The sequence below is a fragment of the Halorubrum orientale genome (assembly GCF_059623105.1).
This window is the reverse complement of sequence record NZ_JBSPSR010000007.1, coordinates 221,602-239,404: the sequence shown is the minus strand read 5'-3', so window position 1 is coordinate 239,404 and position 17,803 is coordinate 221,602. Positions and strand designations below refer to the sequence as shown.

Below are 17,803 nucleotides of genomic sequence, written 5' to 3'. Positions count from 1 at the left end.
ACCGTCGTCCGAGCGGTTGCGAGACTGACCCCCGAACCACAACGCATTTTTCTCGTGCGGCGTCAGCGCCGAGCGTGTCTACCCTCCACACGCTCTCTCGTCGGTCGCTCGCGGGTCTCCCGGTGATCGGAGTCCGCTTCGAGCGGCAGACGTACGCAAACGTAGCGTACCTGACCGGCGGCGTCCCGCTCGGTGTCCTCTACTCGATTGTCTTCGGTCTCGGGATCACGCTCGGGGCGCTCTCGAGTATCGTCGGCGTCGGGGTGGCGTTGTTGGCCGCGGTGTTGTTTGGCTCCCGACTGGTCACCGGCCTCGAGCGTCGACTAGCGAACGCCGTCTGGCCGGTCGACCTCCAGCGGCCGACGGATGTCGGCGACCCGGCGGGGAGTGTAGCCATCCTTCGAGCGTACGTCGACGCGCCGTCGACGTGGCGCGGACTTGGGTTCCTCTCGATGCGAGTCTGGCTTGCCCCGCTCACCGCGGTAGTATTCGTCGTCCTCGCAAACGCGATCGCGGTCGCGTCCGTGCCGTTGCGATACCCCACGACCATGACGTTCGGCGAGCTCAACGGCGAGCCGGTGACGTGGACGGTCGACACCACACCAGAGGCGGCACTTGCGGTTCCCGCCGGACTCGTCGGCGTCGTCGTCGCCGGTCACGCCGCGAACGGCGTCGGCGGCGTCGCCCGACGGATGGCGGTCGCCTTGCTCGGGTCGGAGCACCCCGAGCCGTCGTCGTAGCCCACCGATCTGCCATCGTAGCGACTCACGTCTCCACGAACTCGACGAGGACGCCGCCCGTCGACCCCGGGTGACAGAACGCGACGCGGTGCCCGCGCGCGCCGGGCCGCGGCGACTCGTCGACGAGCTCGACGCCGAGATCACGGGCGTGGTCGAGTGTCGCTTCGATCGCGTCAGTCGCGAACGCGAGGTGGTGGACTCCCGATCCCGAGGCGTCGAGGTAGTCAGCGATCGGACCGTCGCCGGTCGGCTCGAGCAGCTCGAGGGTGGCTCCGCCCTCGAGCCCGACGAAGACGACGCACATGTCTTCGAGCGTCTCTTCGTGAACGACCGCCGCATCGAAGAGCGCGACGAACAGCTCGGCAAGTGCGTCGATGTCACGCGTGGCGATGCCGGCGTGGTGGAGACGCATACTCGGTGTGGCATCCCGTTCGGATATAAGCTGTCGGGTCGCCGACCGAGACGGTTGTCAGCGTGTTTGACATCCACCCACAACTGAAGTCGTGATCTTTCTCCCTTATTTTGTGTAACAACAAGCGAATACTTTGTGTGGTTCTAACAGCGACAAGGTAGTAGACAGTTCGTGAGCGATCCACCACCCGACCCTACGTCGAAGGCGTCCTCGTCGGAATCTAACCTGTCGACAGGCGGTGTCACCGATAACGCTGTGGGCGCTACGGTCCCATCTGAGTCAGGCGATCAGATGAGCTCACGGAACGTCCTCGGCTCGCTCATCGAGACCGGGCTCCACGAGATGCGCCGCGAGTCGTCCGGACTCTTGCTCTCAGGGCTCTCAGCGGGCCTCGACATCGGCTTCGGACCGCTGATGATGGCGGTCGTGTTGACGCTGTCGCCGGGCAGCTACGGTGACCTCGGCACCGAGTTGTTGTTGGCGGTCGTCTACTCGATCGGGTTCATCTTCGTCATCCTCGGTCGCTCGGAGCTGTTCACCGAGCACACGACCCTCGCGGTCGTACCGGTCATCGACGGGCAGGCGTCGCCCCGACAACTGGCACGGCTCTGGGGGCTTGTATACGCCGGTAACGTCGCCGGCGGGATGGCATTCACACTGCTCGTGAGCCTCCTATTGCCCGAGCTCGGTGTCGTCTCGCCAGCGGCCTTCGAAACGATAGCGAACAAACTCGTCAGCCACTCGCTGACGTGGCTCTTCGTCGGCGGAATATTCGCTGGCTGGCTGATGGGACTGCTCGCGTGGCTCGTCACTGCGGCCCAAGAGACGACGAGTCGACTGATCCTCATCGTCGTCGTCACCGCAACGATCGGACTGCTCCACCTCCCGCACTCGATCGCCGGCAACGTCGAGGTGCTGTTCGGGCTGTTCACCTCGCCGACTATCGGCGTCGGCGACTACCTCGCGTTTCTCGGGCTTGCGACCGCAGGCAACGCTGTCGGTGGAGCCGTATTTGTCGCGCTGTTGAAGTACGGACACGTGGTCCGCGGGGCGAGCTGAATCGACCCGAGACCTCACCGGCCCGGCGTGTACTCGCCGAACTCCTCGCGAAAGACGTCGCTGATCTCTTGAACTGTCGCATACGCTTTGACCGCCTCGAGAATCGGCGGGAGAACGTTGTCGTCGCCGCGCACCGCCGCTCGGACGGCGTTGAGTGCGTCATCGACAGCCGCGTCGTCACGGTCGCGTTTCACCGCCGCCAGCCGGTCACGCTGGGCTGCCTCTCGTTCGGGATCGACCGATTCGAGGTCCATCTCCGGTTCCTCGTCGGCCTCAAAGGAGTTGACACCGACGATGACCCGCTCGCCGGCTTCGATCTCGCGCTGTCGCTCGAAGGCGACATCCTGGATCTGGCGTTCGACCCAGCCGCTCTCGACGGCCGCGAGCGCTCCGCCACGATGATCAACCTCCTCGACTATCTCGTGGGCGGCCGCCTCGAGTTCGTCGGTGAGCGACTCGACATAGTAGGATCCTGCGAGCGGATCGACCGTGTCTGCGGCGCCGGACTCGTGTGCCAGGATCTGTTGGGTCCGCAGGGCAGTCCGGACAGACTCTTCGGTCGGAAGCGCAAGCGCCTCGTCTTTGCCGTTGGTATGGAGACTCTGGGTGCCGCCGAGGACGGCTGCGAGCGCCTGATACGCGACCCGCACAACGTTATTCTCGATCTGCTGGGCGGTGAGCGTCGACCCGCCGGTTTGGGTGTGGAACTTGAGCTGCGTCGAGGCGGGGTCGTCCGGATCGAACCGCTCCTCGACGAGCCGCGCCCACAGCCGCCGGGCGGCGCGGAACTTCGCGGCCTCCTCGAAGATGTCGTTGTGGGCGTTGAAAAAAAAGGAGAGCTGTGGGGCGAACGCGTCGACGTCGAGACCGGCGTCAATCGCGGCCGTCACGTACTCAAGCCCGTTTGCCAGCGTGAACGCCACCTCCTGAGCCGCTGTCGACCCTGCCTCGCGGATATGATATCCCGAGATCGAGATCGTGTTTACGTTCGGGACCTCCTCGGCACAGAACGCGAAGATATCTGTGATGAGCCGCATCGACGGCTCCGGGGGGTAGATATAGAGATTCCGCGCAACGTACTCTTTCATAATGTCGTTCTGGACGGTTCCTCGGAGCTCGGTGCGATCGACGCCCTGTCGATCGCCCATTGCGATGTACATCGCGAGCAGGATTGCCGCCGGCGCGTTGATCGTCATCGACGTCGACACCTGATCGAGGGGGATTCCCTCGAACACCGTCTCGAAGTCGGCGAGCGTGTCGATGGCGACGCCCGAGCGGCCGACCTCCCCGGCCGCCATCGCGGCGTCGGAGTCGTACCCCATCTGTGTCGGCAGGTCGAACGCCATCGAGAGCCCCGACGACCCCTCGTCGATGAGGTAGCGGAACCGCTCGTTCGTCTCGGCCGCCGTCCCCATGCCCGCGTACTGACGCATCGTCCAGAGCCGACCGCGGTACATCGTCGAGTAGACGCCACGCGTGTACGGCGGCTCACCCGGGAACCCCACGTCCTCGCGGTAGTCCGCGTCCGCGCGATCCGCGGGAGTGTAGAGCGCGTCGACAGACCGACCGCCGGTATCGGTCGTGAACGACTCACGCCGCTCACCGAACCGGTCGACGGCGTCGCCGTACGGACCATCCTCCCACGCCGTCTTCGCGTCTCGGATCGCAGCTAGTTCCTCCGGATCGTACATTATGATCACGCTCGCCTGACCGCGACTTAATCATTGTCCGTCCGCCTCCACCGCACCGGGGGCGCCCGAACCGCCAGTCGTTAGAGGCTCGCGCGTGCAGGTGAGTACGTGACTACCGAAACGATGCGTGCGATGCGGGTGCCGGCGGCCGGCGAACCGTTCGAGGCAGTCGAGGTCCCGATTCCCGAGCCGTCGGCCACGGAGGTCCGTGTCGCCGTCGAGGCGTGCGGCATCTGCCACAGCGACGTGTTCGTCAAATCCGGAGCCCATCCCGCCGTCGAGTATCCCCGGATCCCAGGCCACGAGATCGCCGGTCGGATCGACGCGGTCGGCGACAACGTCGAGCGCTGGGAGCCGGGCGACCGTGTCGGTGTTGGCTGGCACGGCGGCCACTGTTTCACCTGTGACCCCTGTCGACGCGGCGACTTTCAAGGATGTGAACACGGTGAGATCACCGGGCTAACGTTCGACGGCGGGTACGCCGAGTACGCGACCGTCCCAGCGGAGGCCGTCGGTGCGATCCCCGACACGCTCGGTGCCGTTGAGACGGCTCCGCTCTTGTGTGCTGGTATCACGACGTTCAACGCGCTGCGAAACGCCGAGGCCGATCCAGGCGATCTCGTCGCCGTCCAAGGGATCGGCGGACTCGGCCATCTCGGCCTCCAGTACGCACACGAGATGGGCTTCGAGACGGTCGCGCTCTCTCGGTCGAGTGATAAAGAAGCGCTCGCGACGTCGCTTGGCGCTGACCACTTCGTCGACACGAGCGAGCGCGACGCCGGCGAGGCACTGCAGTCGCTCGGGGGCGCCCGCGTAGTGCTCGCGACTGCCCCGTCTGCGGACGCCATCGCTGCGGCGGCCGCCGGCATTGGCCGCGACGGATCACTCGTCGCGGTCGGCGTGCCGGACGAGTCCGTCGCGGTCGACGTGCAACACCTCGTCGGCACCCGAGGAGCTATCGAGGGATGGGCCTCGGGACACGCGGCCGACTGGGAGGACACTCTGGCGTTCAGCGCCCTCCGGGACGTGACTCCCACGGTCGAGACGATGCCGCTCGAGGAGGCCGCGGCCGCCTACGAGCGCATGCTGGCGAACGACGCACGGTTCCGGGTCGTCCTCGAACCGTAGTCCGACGGTAGTGATCCGAGGTCCCATTGCACGGCCGATCAGACGCTTTGAAGTCGCCCACCACGAGAGGGGAGATATGCCAACCGGCGACCGGCGCGTGTTGCTCGTGGGGGCGCTCGGAGCGCTCGTCGTGCTTGCCGTGTTGTTTACGCTCGTGGGTCCGACAGCCGTGTTCGAGACGCTCGCGGCTGCCGACCGCCGGCTCGTCGCCGTCGTTATCGGGTTCGCGCTCGTTTGGCTCGCCGCCTGGGGACTCATGCTGCGGGCAGTTCTCGCCTCGTTGAGCGTCGAGGTGCCGACACACACCGCGATCGTCGTCTACGTCGGGGCAGTGTTTGCGAACAATGTGACACCGTTCGGACAGGCCGGCGGCGAGCCGGTCGCTGCACTGCTCATCTCGAAGGTCTCTGACTGCCGGTACGAGACCGGGCTCGCCGGCATCGCCAGCGTCGACGTGCTCAACGTCGTCCCCTCGCTCTCGCTCGTGTTCGTCGGTGTCGGGTACTACGCCACCACCGCGGCCGTCGGCGATCGGCTCGTGACGGCCGTGACGTCCGCGGTCGTCGTTATCGGAACCGTCGTCGTCGTACTCGCGCTCGCCTGGCGGCACCGCGAGACGCTCATCGACCGACTCCCGGCCGTGATCGCGCCGATAGTCGGCCGGCTCACTCGTGGTCGGTCTGACTCAGACACGCTGGAGGACGGACTCAGTGAGCGGCTCGAACGCTTCTTCGCGGACGTCGAGCGGGTCGGGACCGACCGCCGGCAGCTCTCAGTCGTCGTCGGCCTATCACTTGTCGGGTGGCTCGCACAGGCCGCCGCGTTGACCGCTGCCTTCGCCGCGATGGGCCAACCCATCCCGCCACACGTGGTGGTGTTCGCGATCCCGCTGGCGAACCTCGCCGGGGCGACACCGCTTCCCGGCGGGCTCGGCGGCATCGAGGCCGCGTACGTCGCGCTGCTCGTCCCGACTACCGGCGTGGCCGCCGCGACGGTCACGGCCGCCGTGCTCGTGTTTCGTGGGGCGACGTACTGGATGCCGGTCGTACTCGGCGGGGTCGTCACGGCCGCCTTCGGCGTCTCGGCGGTTCGTGCCGACTGAGCGCAGGCGCCGTGGCCGTCGACCGGCACCTGAACCAGCCCTCACTCGACCGGCCGGAACCGGAAGCCATCCCACGACTGGCTGGCCGGCTCGCGAATGCCCGCCTCGGGGTCGCGCAACTCCGCGACGTAGACCGGCTCGACCCGGTCGCCGATGGCGACGACCTGCGTGTCGGTTCCTGGTTGGTCCTCGCTAGCGTCCTCGCCATCTGCGGCTTCGTCGTTGGGGGTACCCTCGTCTGTGCCACCATCGTCGACGACGACCTGACCGAGCGCCCGGACCGGCGGTCCGTCGTACGACACGCCGAGGTCAAACTCGACGATAGCGAGCGTGTTGGGCTGTCTAACGCCTGGTGGCGTCGCCGTCGACGTCGTCCACGTCACCACGTGTGCCTCGTACTCGCGGAGGTCAAGGGTGTCAGTGCGCTCAACACCGTTGGGGCCGACCGGGTGTGGCGGGTACGTGACCGACCCGTCGGCGTACACCGCCGCCTCGAATGGGTGGGCGTTGTCGCTCATTGGCCCCCCTCCAAGATAGTCGTCGTCACACAGTTGCCGAATCCACCGACGTTACACGCGAGGCCGACGTCGGCGTCGACCTGGCGCGGTCCCGCAGTTCCTCGCACCTGGTTGACGACCTCGTACACCTGTGCGACCCCGCTCGCGCCGAGCGGGTGGCCCTTCGATTTGAGGCCGCCGGAGGTGTTGATCGGGAGGTCGCCGTCCCGGTCGGTGACGCCGTCCTCGACCGCACGCCAGCCTGTCCCCTTCTCGAAGAACCCGAGATCTTCGCTCTGGAGGAACTCGAGGATCGTGAACATGTCGTGAAGCTCAGCGACGTCGACGTTGTCCGGGCTGATATCGGCCATCTCGTAGGCGATTTCGGCCGAGTCGCGGACGCCACCCATCGTTGTGAGGTCCGCCCGCTCGTGGACAACGTGGGTGTCCGTCGCCCCGCCGATACCCGAGATCACGACGTACTCGTCGTCGTCGACGTACTCCTCGGCGACCGACGCCGGACAGCAGACGAGTGCGGCCGAGCCGTCAGTAATCGGACAGAAGTCGTACAGCCGAAGCGGGTCGGCGACGATCGGGGATCCGAGGACCGTCTCGAGGTCGACCTGCTTTCGAAACTGTGCGTGGGGGTTGTCGACGCCGTTGGCGTGGTTCTTTACCGCGACCTTCCCGAGGCTCTCGCGGGGGGCGTCGTACGTTTCGAGGTAGTGTCTGGCGGTGAGCCCGGCGAACGATGGGAGTGTCACCCCGTGTTTGTACTCCACCGGGTGGGTGAGCGAGGCGATCACGTCCGTCGCCTCTGCGGTCGACCGATGGGTCATCTTCTCGCCGCCGACGAGAAGCGTACACTCGCTCGCACCGGAGGCGACCGACTGCCACGCGGCGTAGACGCCGGCACCCCCGGACGCTGACGTCTGGTCCACCCGGGCGGTGTATGCAGGCGTGGCTGCGAGGTCGTGTGCGAGCGCGTTGACGACACCTGTTTGTCCCTCGAACTCACCGCTGGCCATGTTCGAGACGTAGAGGTGATCGAGGGCTGCGCCCGTGACGTTCGCGTCCGCCAGCGCGGCCTCGCCGGCCTCGACGAGCAGCTCGCGAAGCCACGCGTCGCGCTGCCCGAACTGGGTCATCGACGCGCCGATGATCGCTACGCGTTCCATAGCGTCGGGTCCGGCGGGCGAGTCAAAAGCGTACCCTTCTCGTCGTCGGCCCCGGCGGTCACTCGCTTCGGCGGCCGGCGTGACCCGGGTAGTCGCGCTCGAACCGGGCGCCCAGTTCGTCGTGGTTGAGACGGATTACCACCGGTCGGCCGTGTGGGCAGGCGTAGGGATTCGAGCAGTCGTCCAGCCGGTCGAGGAGGTCGACGACCCGGCCGTCTGTCAGCGATGTGTTACCTGTGATCGACGGGTAACACGCGAGGTCGGCGAGCAGCTCGTCGACCGCGTCGGCGACCACGGGCGTGTCGGCAATGGCGTCCGGGTCGGCTCCATCAGCATCTGCTTCGCCGCTCGCGGTTGCGTCGGCGACGAACTCGGCGAGAACGTCACGCAAAAGCGTCGGGTCAAGCGTGGTGTCGAAGACAGCGGGGACGGCCTCGACGGTGACTTCCCGTTCGCCCGCCCGCTCTGCGCGGAAGCCGACCGCGTTGAGGTCCCTGAGGAACTCGTCGAACAACGCGGCTTCCCTCGCGGTCAACGCGACTGTCACCGGCTCGGCGAGCGCCTGGGCCGCGGGACCGTCCGCGAACGCGGCTCGAAGGCGCTCGTAGTTCACCCGCTCGTCGGCTGCGTGTTGATCGATCAACACCAGCCCGTCGGGTACCTCCGCGACGACGTAGGTATCGTGAAGCTGGCCGAGCACCCGTAGTGATGGGAGTGAGTCGTACTCGCGTTCGGTTCCCGTTTTCTCGCCGCCGAGGGTATGTTGGGTGGGTTCAGCCCGCCGCATCGGCTGTTCCCGGTGATTGCCCCGTTGATCGGTCGGCGCAGCTGCGTCAGGCCGTACCGCTGAATCGGTCCTCGGGAGAGTCTCGGAGGCGCCTGATCCGGCCGTCGACCCAGCGGTGTCGTTCGCTCCTCCCAGTTGTGTACTGTCTGGTGTATCGGTATCACCGGGTATATCGGCGTCGTCGGGTGTATCGGTGTCGTCAGCCGTATCGGTGTCGTCAGCCGTATCGGTGTCGTGGCCCACGACCTCTGACTCCGACGTCCGCGTCTCCCCTCCGGAAAGTCCGTCGACCGACCACGCCTTGTCGTCGGCTGGGTCAAGTGCTTCGGTCGGACTATCAGAGACGCGGTCTGCATCTCCGGTGGCAGTCTCGTTGTCGGCGGTGCTGGCCGCACGGTCACTCGCACTGTTCTCACGGTCGCTCGCACTGTTCTCACGGTCGCTCGCACTGTGCCCATGGTCGCCGGTAGCGCTTTCGGCGTCGGCTGTCGGGTCCGCTGAGTCGCGCTCAGCTGTCCCCGCCGCGTCTGCTGTGTCGTTGGCGTCGCGTCCGGATGCCCCTGCGGCACCGCCGAGGACCTCGTTGGTCGGCCTCTCGGGAGCGACATCGACCTCGTCGGGAGCCGATCGACCGCGCGGGGCCGTCGACCGGATCAGGCCATGGTCGAGTAGCGCCGACTCCACGGCCGACTCCACGGCCGACCGCACAGCCGCTTCGCGGTCGAACCGAACCTCGAGTTTGCGGGGGTGCACGTTCACGTCGACGTCGGCCGGCGGGACCTCAACAAAGAGGACTGCGAACGGGTACCTGTCCGGCGCAAGTTGCCCGCCGTAGGCGTCGAGCACCGATTCCCGAAGCGCGCTCGCGGTGACGTACCGCCCGTTGACGTACGTGGTGAGGTAGTCGCGGCTCGAGCGCGTCGTCTCGGGGTGCGAGACGAGTCCCGCGACACGACACACGGGCTGATCGGTATCGGCATCTGCATCGCCGCCGCTCGGCGTGTCGTCGCTCGGCGTGCCATCGCTCGACGTGTCGTCGTCGCCCGGGGTCCACTCGACGTCGATCATCGACTCGGCGACCGGCCGGCCGTAGACGGCGAGGACCGCAGAGCGGCGGTCGTCGTTCCCTTCGGTGGCGAAGGTCTCGCGGCCGTCGTGCTCGAGTGAGACGGCGACGCCCGGGTTGGCGAGCGCGTAGCTCGAGACGACCGTGTTGACGTGGTCGAACTCGGTTGTCACCCGCTTGAGGAACTTCTTGCGTGCGGGGGTGTTGAAAAAGAGGTCCTCAACCTCGACGGTCGTCCCAATGGGACAGCCGACAGGCCGAACCGCGCCCACCTCACCACCCTCGACGGTGACCTCGGCGCCGGCGTCCGCACCGGGCGGGCGCGAGCGAACGGTCAGTCGCGAGACCGCACCGACCGTGTACAGCGCCTCGCCTCGGAATCCGAGCGTCCCGACGCCGGCTTCGAGGTCGTCGATGTCGGCGATCTTCGAGGTCGCGTGTTCGGCGACCGCCGCCTCCAGCTGGTCGGCCGGGATCCCGACGCCGTCGTCGCGAACGCGGATCCCTTCGGTGCCACCCGCCTCAACCGCGACGGCGACGCGGCTCGCACCTGCGTCGAGGCTGTTTTCGACCAGCTCTTTCACCACGCTCGCCGGGCGCTCGACCACCTCGCCGGCGGCGATCCGCTGAACCGTCTGTTCGTCCAACCGCTCGATCTCCGGCGGCTCCATCACTGCCCGTCACTCCGCACAGCGTGTACTTGAACTCGTCCCCCGCGTCATCGCCATCTCGTCTTCGTCTCGTCTCACCGTCGCGTCGTCGCTCTCCGGAGATCGCCTCGATCTCCGGTTCCGCGAGCGCTAGGATTATGCCGTCACCGATCGTGCTATTTTACCACATGTCACAACAGTCCGTTCAAGAGGAGTTGCACGTCGATCAATACACACTCGGTCTCGTCGGGCCCGATCAAGAGTGGGCCGGGACCGTCGCCGACGGGGGACGCGTGACGACGTACACCCCGCCGGGCTGTTGGGGTCCGATGGTCACTCCCTCGTTCCGCGGCGGCCACGAGGTGACCCGGCCGATCCGCGTCGAGGGGGCGTCCGTCGGCGACGCGGTGGCGATCCACATCCGTGATATCGAGGTGACGAGCATGGCGACGAGCACCGGGTCGATGGCCGAGCGCGAGGCGGCGTTCGAGGACGACCCGTTCGTGGACCACCGCTGTCCCGAGTGCGGAGCGACGTGGCCGGACTCCGTCGTTGAGGGCACCGGCGAGGATGCGATCCGCTGTGCCGAGTGTGGTGCGAACGCTTCCTCGTTCGGCTTCGAGTACGGGTACACCGTGGCGTTCGATCACGAGAACGGGGTCGGTGTGACCCTCGATGCCGACGGGGCCCACGAGCTCGCCACCGACGCCGAATCCGTGATGGATATCCCGGAGAACGCCCGACAGCACCCGATACTGTTGTACGAGCCCGACGGAATGCCGGGGACGCTCGGCCGGCTCCGACCGTTCATCGGCAACATCGGGACGACACCGCCGGTTACCATTCCCGACTCACACAACGCCGGCGATTTCGGCCAGAGCCTGATCGGTGCCGACCACGACTACGGTGTCGAGACCGAAGCCGACCTCGAACAGCGTACCGACGGCCACATGGACATTCCAGAGGTACGTGCGGGCGCCACGCTGATCTGTCCGGTTGCCGTCGACGGCGGCGGCATCTACGTGGGCGATCTTCACGCGAACCAGGGTGACGGCGAGCTCTCGTTGCACACGACCGACGTGAGCGGGACCGTCACGATGGACGTCGAGGTGATCCACGACCTTGAGCTCGACGGGCCGATCTTGTTGCCCAACGAGGAGGACCTGCCGTTCATCAGCAAGCCGTACGACGACGACGAGTGCGAGGCCGGGGTCGCACTCGGGGCCGACCATGGTGTCGACGTCGAGACCGAGATGGCGCCGGTCCAGGTTGTCGGGTCAGGCGCGACCGTCAACGATGCCACCCAGAACGCCTTCGACCGGGCTGGCGCGCTGTTCGATATGAGTGAGGGTGAGATACGCGCTCGAAGCACGTTTACTGGTGGCGTGCAGATCGGCCGGCTGCCGGGCGTGGTTCAGCTCGACATGTTGGTTCCGACGTCGCTCTTGTCGGACCGCGGGCTGGGCGAGGTTGTCACCGCACAGTACGAGGTATGAGCGCGTTTGACATCCTCCTCCGCCTTCAGGCGGAGGAATCCCACGGCACCGCGCCGCTGGATTGGGATATTAGGGTTTGCAGTCTACCACTTGATCCTGCGGTTGGAATCCACTGGACAAGTCATATAGGTAGACTCCGGGCTGTGCCAACCAGCCGGTACTCCTATCCCCACCCAAAACGGGTGCAGACTCAGAGTTACTTTCTGTGTTGTTGATGTCGAGACGGATGTTCTCCGCCCCATTCACGTCAGCGTTGAACGCATCGTCGTGTTCCTCACACACGTACAAGCCACGTTCGACACGCTGACTCTCCTCTTTTCTACCGCAGACGCAACACGTCTTGCTCGTGTCGCGCTCTGACACTTCCACGACTTCGATTCCCTCGACCTTGGCCTTGTATTCGAGGATGTCCGTGAAGCGGTCGAACGCCCACCCGTGCAGGTCAAGGTTGCCGTGCTTACCCCAATTCTTCGACTCACCGTTCTCGTCTTCTCGAACACCAGCAAGTTCCCCGACGTTGATGCGACCCACTTCTTGCTCGACACATCGTTCAACGATGTGTTTGGCTAAGGAGTGGAAGAAGTGGGTGCGTCGCTCTGACCACCTCGCATGGAGTCGAGTGGCTTTTTCACCACCAGAGTCATCGCACTTTGCGATTTCTTTCGGGAAGTAGTACCCGTCCTGTTTCAGGCGGTTGCCGGGGCACAAGTCGGCTTCTTCGGTACTGTATGCGACGGCGGCGAAGTTGCAGATGCCGAGGTCAACACCTGCCGACTCGGTACCGGGAGCGTCGGGGGCCTCCACTTGGTGCTTACACACAAGGTGGAGCTCCCATCGCCCCTTTGCCTTGTCGTAGACGGCCCTAACCTGTTGCAGGTTCTCGACGGTGACGCCGGGGCGCGTCTCGTAGTCAACAAGGATGTATTCCCACGCTCTCGGATGCTCCTTGTGGTTCGCGCCTTTCGACAGGCGGACTCGCCCGTTGTTGGTGTCGTGACGGATGCCTTTCTGCTTCCACGTCACGGTCGAACGCGGGTGTTCTTCGTGGACGCGGTGGCCTTCTGAGTCGTAGTAGTTGCGTTTGCGGTAGCCGGGCGGATTCGCACGAGAGTCGGTCTTGCGTTTGCCGTACCACGAATTGAAGGCTTCAGCGAGTTCCTCCAGAACGCGCTGACTGGACTGTGAGTGTAGTCCGTTGTATTTGGGGTGAGTCTTCAACTCGCTTTTCAAGTCCGAATCGTCGGGAATTTCGCCCGTGTCCTCCCACACTTGGCGGGAGTGATAGTTTGCAACGTTCCAGAGCTTCGATGCACTCCATCCATGCCGGTCGAGCACCTCCTCTACCTGCTGGTAGTTGAGGATTTTCGCCCGGTAGGTGCAGTGGATGTGCATCGCAGAACACTCCATAACTGGTTATGAAATCTTTTGTTGTAAAATTTTTGATTCAGTGTGGAATATCCAACCGAGCGTTTGTATGGTTGACGGTGTAGGAAGTGTCGGATTCATCCCGCGCCTAAAGGCGCGGGTATTCTCCTTGCTCTATATAACCGATACTGATGGCGCGCGCCTCGCGGGGGCGCCGCAGGCGAGCTCGCGAGCGCGTGCGAGGGATGAGCGAGTCGCCACAGGCGACGAGTGAATCGGTTGGGGAGGATGTGGCTGAAAGAGGTGTCCGGGTGTCGCGGAGTCGTCGCAGTAACAGCGCAATCGACACGATCGTATAGAATTGGTTGGAGAGGATGCGGTCAACCGGCGCCCATGTGTCGCGGCATCGTGTTCATCACACCGCTGCTGTGACATTCATATGGAATCGGTCAAGGAGGATGTAGCCAAGTGGTGTCCGCGTGCCGTGGAGTCAGTTACACGACGTCGCCGTGGGTATGCGGGTGTCGGTAGGTACATGAGCACGACCGCGCGACACACGGACACTCTGTGCAGCCACACCCTCCTCAGCACGTGTGTGAGAGTGGCTCTACGAATACGACCGCGCGACACCCGGGCACCACTTCGCCACACCCTCCCCAACCGATTCGCTCGGTCGCTTCGCTCCCTCGCTCATCCCTCGCACGCGCCCGCAGGCACGCCTTCGGCGGCCTACGAGGCGCGCGCCATGCGAGTTGTGATTGGTTCACTCCCCGCTCGCCTTTCGAGGGACTCCCCTCGGTCGTCCCTCGCAATGCGCGGGACCGGATTTGAACCGGCGGACTCCTACGAGACAGCGTCCTAAGCGCTGCGCCGTTTCCTGGCTTGGCTACCCGCGCGCAGGTATCGTTACGCGAAAGCCGCAAAAGAACCTGACGAACCGCCCGCGGGTCACACACAGAACGAACAGTCACAGTAGGTCTCACACACCGGATTCGCACAGTCGGCATTCCGCGCCGAACAGTACGTCCGCCCGTGTTGAATCAACAACACGTGAAGCGGGTAGATCAACTCGTCCGGGACAACCTCGTCAAGCACATCGTGAGCCCGTTCGTTCGACGCCGACTCCGGAACGAGCCCGAACCGCTTCGAGACGCGCTCGACGTGCGTGTCGACGGCCATCGTCGGCTTCCCAAAGTGAAAGTTCAACACCACGCTCGCGGTCTTTGGCCCGACGCCCTTGATATCCATCAGCCACGATTTCGCTTCGTCAGTCGCCATCGCATCGAGGAAGGCGAGTGAGTACGCCCCACCGGTCTCCTCGCGAATCGCCGACAACGAGCGCTGGATTCGCGCAGCCTTCTGATCGGGCAGCCCGGCCACGCGGATCGTCTCGACCAGCTCATCGTGGTCGGCCGCCTCGATCGCCGCGAAGTCGTCGTACCGGTCGAACAGCGCCGCAACGGCCCGCCGAGTGTTCGTGTCCGCGACGTTCTGTGAGAGGATCGTCCCAACGAGTTGTCGGACGCCCTCACCGGGTGCCGCGGTGGGGTCAGCACCGTGTTCAGCCACCCGATCGACCGGTTCGTACAGCGAAACGAGGTCCGCGTGCAGCTCGCGCACCCGCGATTCAGTCCAGGCGTGTGTCGACATACCACCGATTACGAGGGGAGGAACTTCAGCGCCGCGGTCATCACCGCCTACGCGTCGCCTTTTTATTGCTCACTCACCCAGGATCGATGTGTACCGGGCGAGTGACCGCGTCGAGCACGCAGCGTGGATCGAGCGACTCGAAGCCGCCAGTGAGGCGCTCGATCTCGACGCAGAGACGCGATCGACGGCGACGGACCTCTTTTTGTCACAGGCACCCCCGTCCGCCGACGGCAAGCGCGTCGTGGCCGCTGGGAGCCTCTACGCCGCGGCACTGATTCGCGGCCAGCAGCGCTCGCAGTCGGCGGTAGCAGACGCCATGGACGTCTCGCGGCTCTCGGTTCAACAGCGCTGGAAGTCGATCCTGGCGGACGCCGGGTTCACGCCACCGACGTGGTGAACACGACCCCCCGGTGTATCGATCATGAATCCACTCGCGTGTCGACCACACCTCTCGCTCACCGCGGCGTCGCGACGACACCGAGGTGGTCGGCGTGGAATCGGTCGAGTGGCTTGGTCTCGAGCACCTCGTAGGTCGTCTCGAGCTCGGCAAGCACGTCAGCGTACACCGTCTCGGGATCGGCGGTCACGTCCTCGCTACGGGCTTTGATAGCCAGTACGAGTCGTCCGTCATCAGCCAGAAACGCGGCGTTTCGGTTCGCAACGGTCGCCTGCCCGCGAGTCGCGACGTCCTGGATGATCACGTCGACGTTCGATTCGACTACGTGCGCATACGTCGTCGGGCGTCTCGCGTCTTTCAACAGCGGAAAGAGACGCTCGCGTGGTTCTGCGGCCGCCACGAGCTCGCGGGCGGGGCGCGGCGCGAACTCGACCGCGTACGTTGGTCCAGCGAAGTCGGCGACGTGACTGACGGTGGTCCCGGCGGCGGCGCCCAAGTAGAGGACCGTCTCGCCTCCGGTGAGTCCTGTCTCTACGCCCAACTCGAGCATCCCACCGAGCTTCGACCGGGTCGGGTCCCACGCGCGCCACTCGCCGTCGGTCGGTTCGCCGTAGACGGGCGGGCCGCGGGTCGCCAGCTGAGACGTGCCGTCGAATGGACGGCGCTCGATGCCGGTCGGCAGCGTCGGATCACTCATGATGCTCCCCCGTGTGTCTCGTTGTCTTCGTTGGATTCCTCCTCGGCACGCGCACGGATCGTCGCCATCCGCTCGCGCAGGTCGTCGTGGAGCGACTCGCGATACACACCGGAGTAATGATCGACGCGGGCAGCAAGCGCGAGCTTGCCTGCGAGCGCGCGCGCAGCCGACCCACGATCGTCGGGGCAAGTGCCGCGAACGAACTCGTGGGTGTAGATGACGCCGTGCTTCGGCGACGGCGCCCGACCGGCGAGGTGTGCGAAGAGGGCGTCTTCGGCGCCGAGCACCTGCACCGTCCCCGCGGGTTTTTTCGCCAGCGACTCAAGCCCACCCGCGAGGGCGATCAGTCGCGCGGCCAGTGTCGCCCCCGCCATCGCCGCGAGGTTCGGCGCGACAGCTGGCGCTGTCTGCTCGATGGTCGTCTCGAGCGCGTCACCCTCTTCGGCCAGCTCGGAGACCTGCGCCGCGAGTGAGACGACTCGCCGGTCCAGCTCGTCTGTCGGATCCTCGTTGGCGAGTGTTCGTGCGCCGGCGATTCCGGGCGACGACGAGGGGAATCGACTGCCGGCCCACGTCGCGACGCGTTCGGCCAGCTCGTTGGCTAGCCGCTCACAATCGTCCATGGCGCGGACCGCGTGGACGAGCTGTTGGTCGTCAGCGCGCTCGCGCTCGCGAACCGCCGACCGCGTCGCCGCAGTCGTCACCGCGTGAAGACGGTCGTAGTAGGCGGCCCGCGAGTCGACGACCTCCTCGTCGACGGCGATCGACGGCCAGTCGCGCGGCGCCGCTGCAGAACCCGTCTGGACACGCTCTGCGGCCACCTCCGGGTCAGTGCCGTCGGTGAGCCCGGCGAACCAGCCTGCGGTGCCGTCGTTTACCGTGGATGCGGCCGCGGGCGGGTCGGTCTCGGTCTCCTCGTCCATATCGGTCATTGTCACCGGCTACTCGCCCCGATTGTATAGGCGTTCCCGACCGCCGCCCTCACAATGACCCGATGAGCGCCGCGTTGGGTGGCCTCGGCTTGGCGAGTCCCTGTGCGGTCACGAACGAGAGCCGGCTGCCGGTAGCACGGTGGGTATATGAGTAGGTCTCGTATCAGAGCACGATGGAATTCGAAGACGTTGTTTCGACCCGCCGTTCCGTACACGAGTACAGCGACGAGCCGGTCGACCGCGACACCCTCGATGCAGTGTTCGAAGCAGCCACCCTCGCCCCCTCTGGGTACAATCTCCAGCCGTGGGAGTTCCTCGCTCTTCGTGACCCCGAGAAGAAACAGGCACTGCGCGAGGTCGCATTCGATCAAGAACACGTCACCGCCGCCGACACCGCAGTCGTCGTGCTCGGTAACACCGACCCGACTGCACACGCCGAGCCGGTGTTCGACGACTGGCTCGCGAAAGAGTACATTCCGAACGAGGAGGTCCGTGACGCCCTCCTCGAGAACGTCGACGGGATCGGCGCACAGCCATCGGACGAGCGTCGAATCTGGACCACCCGTTCGACGAGCCTCGCCGCGATGACGCTGATGTACGCCGCGTGGGATCATGGCGTCGCGAGCTGCCCGATGGAGGGGTTCGACCCCGAAGCACTCGTCGAGACGTTCGACATCCCCGACGGCTACGAGCCCGTGATGCTCATCACGCTCGGCTACCCGGCAGAGGACGCCGCAGATGTCGAGAACGAGCGGAAGGCCCGCCGACCGGTCGAGGAGGTCGTCCACTACGACGAGTTCGAGCCGGTCGAGGAGACGCCACTCGACGGCGCGGACAGCTGAGCCGCCGCACCACGTCAGTCCGCCGCACGCGATCGTATCGCGCGACGGCGCCATCGAAGTCTCAGCAGCCGGTGGAGCGCAGCTCAGACCAGCCGAGTTAAGCGGGGCCGCGGG

The 17,803-nt window shown here is 65.7% G+C and carries 16 protein-coding genes and 1 tRNA gene; 7 read left to right on the top strand and 10 right to left on the bottom strand.

All coding sequences use genetic code 11. The features are described 5' to 3' along the window. Window positions 1-74: 74 nt before the first annotated feature. On the top strand, window positions 75-740 hold the full coding sequence (locus tag ACWUI7_RS09640; protein ID WP_496642003.1) for a sensor domain-containing protein: 666 nt from the start codon (window positions 75-77) through the stop codon (window positions 738-740). A 25-nt stretch (window positions 741-765) separates the two neighbouring features. On the opposite strand, the gene mce is transcribed toward ACWUI7_RS09640, so the two are convergent. Further along, entirely contained in the window at window positions 766-1,152 is a 387-nt protein-coding gene (mce, locus tag ACWUI7_RS09635) for a methylmalonyl-CoA epimerase (protein ID WP_496642002.1), read from the bottom strand. A gap of 291 nt (window positions 1,153-1,443) precedes the next feature. On the opposite strand from mce, the gene ACWUI7_RS09630 reads away from it, so the two are divergent. Further along, the gene (locus tag ACWUI7_RS09630) at window positions 1,444-2,211 is read left to right on the top strand and encodes a formate/nitrite transporter family protein (protein ID WP_496642001.1); all 768 of its coding nucleotides are present in this window, start codon (window positions 1,444-1,446) and stop codon (window positions 2,209-2,211) included. Between the two features lie 14 nt (window positions 2,212-2,225). On the opposite strand, the gene ACWUI7_RS09625 is transcribed toward ACWUI7_RS09630, so the two are convergent. Further along, window positions 2,226-3,902 (bottom strand): acyl-CoA mutase large subunit family protein, encoded by a 1,677-nt coding sequence (locus ACWUI7_RS09625; RefSeq protein ID WP_496642000.1) that lies wholly within the window; start codon window positions 3,900-3,902, stop codon window positions 2,226-2,228. A 123-nt stretch (window positions 3,903-4,025) separates the two neighbouring features. On the opposite strand from ACWUI7_RS09625, the gene ACWUI7_RS09620 reads away from it, so the two are divergent. Together ACWUI7_RS09620 and ACWUI7_RS09615 are read left to right on the top strand one after the other, a co-directional pair. Next, window positions 4,026-5,030: an alcohol dehydrogenase catalytic domain-containing protein gene (locus ACWUI7_RS09620; protein WP_496642063.1), complete on the top strand. Its 1,005-nt coding sequence runs from the start codon at window positions 4,026-4,028 to the stop codon at window positions 5,028-5,030. A gap of 76 nt (window positions 5,031-5,106) precedes the next feature. Beyond that, window positions 5,107-6,132, top strand: coding sequence for a lysylphosphatidylglycerol synthase transmembrane domain-containing protein (locus ACWUI7_RS09615; RefSeq protein WP_496641999.1), 1,026 nt, complete (start codon window positions 5,107-5,109; stop codon window positions 6,130-6,132). A gap of 41 nt (window positions 6,133-6,173) precedes the next feature. Here ACWUI7_RS09615 and ACWUI7_RS09610 read toward each other — a convergent pair whose 3' ends face one another. The 3 genes from ACWUI7_RS09610 to mutL are packed head-to-tail and all read right to left on the bottom strand — an operon-like array spanning window position 6,174 to window position 10,331. Next, window positions 6,174-6,650 carry a PhlB family protein gene (locus ACWUI7_RS09610; protein ID WP_496641998.1) on the bottom strand — a complete coding sequence of 159 codons (477 nt, stop codon included), beginning with the start codon at window positions 6,648-6,650 and terminating at the stop codon, window positions 6,174-6,176. Then, the gene (locus ACWUI7_RS09605; RefSeq protein WP_496641997.1) at window positions 6,647-7,807 is read right to left on the bottom strand and encodes a thiolase family protein; all 1,161 of its coding nucleotides are present in this window, start codon (window positions 7,805-7,807) and stop codon (window positions 6,647-6,649) included. Before ACWUI7_RS09605 ends, ACWUI7_RS09610 begins: the two co-directional genes overlap by 4 nt. A gap of 58 nt (window positions 7,808-7,865) precedes the next feature. Then, on the bottom strand, window positions 7,866-10,331 hold the full coding sequence (gene mutL / locus ACWUI7_RS09600) for a DNA mismatch repair endonuclease MutL (protein WP_496641996.1): 2,466 nt from the start codon (window positions 10,329-10,331) through the stop codon (window positions 7,866-7,868). A gap of 167 nt (window positions 10,332-10,498) precedes the next feature. On the opposite strand from mutL, the gene ACWUI7_RS09595 reads away from it, so the two are divergent. Next, entirely contained in the window at window positions 10,499-11,806 is a 1,308-nt protein-coding gene (locus ACWUI7_RS09595) for an acetamidase/formamidase family protein (protein WP_496641995.1), read from the top strand. Window positions 11,807-11,875: 69 nt separating this feature from the next. On the opposite strand, the gene ACWUI7_RS09590 is transcribed toward ACWUI7_RS09595, so the two are convergent. The 3 genes from ACWUI7_RS09590 to ACWUI7_RS09580 form a co-directional block, all read right to left on the bottom strand. After that, window positions 11,876-13,198 carry an RNA-guided endonuclease InsQ/TnpB family protein gene (locus ACWUI7_RS09590; RefSeq protein WP_496642062.1) on the bottom strand — a complete coding sequence of 441 codons (1,323 nt, stop codon included), beginning with the start codon at window positions 13,196-13,198 and terminating at the stop codon, window positions 11,876-11,878. A gap of 785 nt (window positions 13,199-13,983) precedes the next feature. Further along, window positions 13,984-14,067 (bottom strand) — tRNA-Leu (locus tag ACWUI7_RS09585). Between the two features lie 52 nt (window positions 14,068-14,119). Next, a complete protein-coding gene (locus tag ACWUI7_RS09580; RefSeq protein ID WP_496641994.1) occupies window positions 14,120-14,821 on the bottom strand; it encodes an endonuclease III domain-containing protein in 702 nt (233 codons plus the stop codon). Between the two features lie 88 nt (window positions 14,822-14,909). Here ACWUI7_RS09580 and ACWUI7_RS09575 point away from each other — a divergent pair, with 88 nt between their 5' ends. Further along, window positions 14,910-15,218 (top strand): transcription initiation factor IIB family protein, encoded by a 309-nt coding sequence (locus ACWUI7_RS09575; RefSeq protein ID WP_496641993.1) that lies wholly within the window; start codon window positions 14,910-14,912, stop codon window positions 15,216-15,218. Between the two features lie 58 nt (window positions 15,219-15,276). Here ACWUI7_RS09575 and ACWUI7_RS09570 read toward each other — a convergent pair whose 3' ends face one another. Both ACWUI7_RS09570 and ACWUI7_RS09565 read right to left on the bottom strand, forming a co-directional pair. Further along, window positions 15,277-15,915, bottom strand: a complete 639-nt coding sequence (locus tag ACWUI7_RS09570) for a fibrillarin-like rRNA/tRNA 2'-O-methyltransferase (protein WP_496641992.1) — start codon at window positions 15,913-15,915, stop codon at window positions 15,277-15,279. Further along, window positions 15,912-16,847 (bottom strand): NOP5/NOP56 family protein, encoded by a 936-nt coding sequence (locus ACWUI7_RS09565; protein ID WP_496641991.1) that lies wholly within the window; start codon window positions 16,845-16,847, stop codon window positions 15,912-15,914. Before ACWUI7_RS09565 ends, ACWUI7_RS09570 begins: the two co-directional genes overlap by 4 nt. Before the next feature lie 173 nt (window positions 16,848-17,020). On the opposite strand from ACWUI7_RS09565, the gene ACWUI7_RS09560 reads away from it, so the two are divergent. Further along, complete coding sequence (locus ACWUI7_RS09560) at window positions 17,021-17,689, top strand: nitroreductase family protein (protein WP_496641990.1); 669 nt, start codon at window positions 17,021-17,023, stop codon at window positions 17,687-17,689. Window positions 17,690-17,803: the final 114 nt, after the last annotated feature.